Here is a 1,885-nt window from a genome sequence, read left to right as displayed (position 1 = left end):
TCCCTCGAATAATCAACTAAATCTTCTCGAAAACATGTGATTGTACAGAGATAATTAAGTTGCTTAATTTACAATAAAGTCGTTTAAAACATCATAAACTTAAGATAGATAGAGCATATTTTATTCTGCTCTCCTATCCTTTTTAATTTACTATCCATATAATGTCTGACATTAAATAAAAACTTAGTGTTGTTAGGATATTGAAGAAATATATTGATTTTTAATAAAATACTAACGTTACATATCTTAAACTATTACTATTATTTATAAACTAGTTTTCACTTTTTTCATTAAGTTTCGGATTAATCAAGCCTTCTTTATTATGTCTATAAAAAGTGAATTTTGGTTTAATAAATTCAGGAGGTGTATTATCCACAACAAAAATCTGAAAATCTTTCGCTAATGACAGTAACAGTTTGTATATCGCCTCATAACTTTCGGGGTCTAAATTGTCAACTTTCTTCGCATCTTTATTTGTACCTAAATTATTACTGATACTATCCAACATAAGAAATCCGGGATGTTTATTGTCATTATTTACAAGCTTATTTTCCAATATACTTCCTATATACGCTAATTGTATACATAATAATAGGCCCCCGCTCTCATGTTTAAAGACCTCTACATCTTGATAATGTGGCATAAAAGTTAGAAAATCAATATAATCCGTGCTCTCATCCACATGATAATGGAATTTTTTAAGCAAATTAATATATTTTTGATTTAAATCCTTTAAGATTCTATCTTTATATTCAATTTCCACTTCAATATTAGATTTTTTCCCTTCGAGAATTTCCAAGTCTTTATCTAGTTCAGTAATATCTCTGTCTTTTTCATCAATTTTCTTATATACTCTTTCCAATTCTTTATAAAAGCTTAACTGATTTCTATGTTCCAATATCACCTTATTTAGAGCTTCGATTTCTTCCAAAAGAGGTACATTGATATTTTGCGAATAGCTACTTTTTACACCCTTAAAGTAATTCACTTTTTTATTAAATTCTACTACTTGCTTTTCAACAGTAGATAGTTGTTCATCAATACGTTTTATTATTTCATTTGCAGTATTTTCTTTGGATTCAACTTCTTTAATTAAAGCACTAATATCTTGAGAATGAATTTCTTCTACCCCATCGCATTGAACGTGAGAATTACACAGAGGACAGACTTTTTCATGATTTGAAATTTCTAATTTATATAATACTTCTTGTGTTGCACAATATGATTCTTTTTCTTTTTTATATCGTTCTAACAAAATCGTATGACTACTTTTCGAAAATAAAAGTTCTTTCTTTCTTTGAATTAATTGAGATTTTTCATCCTCTAACGTCATCAACTGTTCATTTATTTCTCCATATGTATCACTAACTTCTTTTTGTTTTTCTTTGGAAGTTAATAATTCTTTTTTCTGCTCAACTACCTTATTTACGATATTTTCAATTTCTTCAATCTTCTCTGTTACTTCTACTCTCAATGTGGCATCTCTTTCTTGAAGATATTGTAATAATCCACCACGTTCTCGTTTTTTTCGTTCAATTTCATTTATTTTTTTTGCAATCTGTTCATTTATCTTTACTATGTCAGCATCTAAAAAATTAAATAACAATTCGAACGTTGGAGAGTTTTTATATCGCACATCTTTATCATTGTTTTCCAAAAAGTTTGGTGTTCCTATATGCTCTTGTCTCATAAAAACAAATCGCATAACATCTCTTATAGAGAATTTTTCTACTGTTTTATCATTGGAACGAGGCTTATTTTTAACTCGATTGATCATCGGAATATTCAATAATTCAAATAAAAATTCTGTTAAATCTTTTACTAATACTACTTTTGGAATATAGTTATCTAAATCACTAATATTAGAATAATATATTTCCATTTT

The 1,885-nt window shown here is 27.3% G+C and carries 1 protein-coding gene; it reads right to left on the bottom strand.

The annotated features are described in order from the left end of the window. Window positions 1-271: 271 nt before the first annotated feature. Window positions 272-1,885: hypothetical protein (locus RCF13_RS09180; protein WP_308141086.1), on the bottom strand; the 1,614-nt coding region annotated here is incomplete at its 5' end.

Origin of the sequence: Stenotrophomonas maltophilia group sp. RNC7 (assembly GCF_030910085.1) — a bacterium.
GTDB lineage: Bacteria > Pseudomonadota > Gammaproteobacteria > Xanthomonadales > Xanthomonadaceae > Stenotrophomonas > Stenotrophomonas sepilia.
This window is presented reverse-complemented; position numbering and strand designations above follow the sequence as displayed.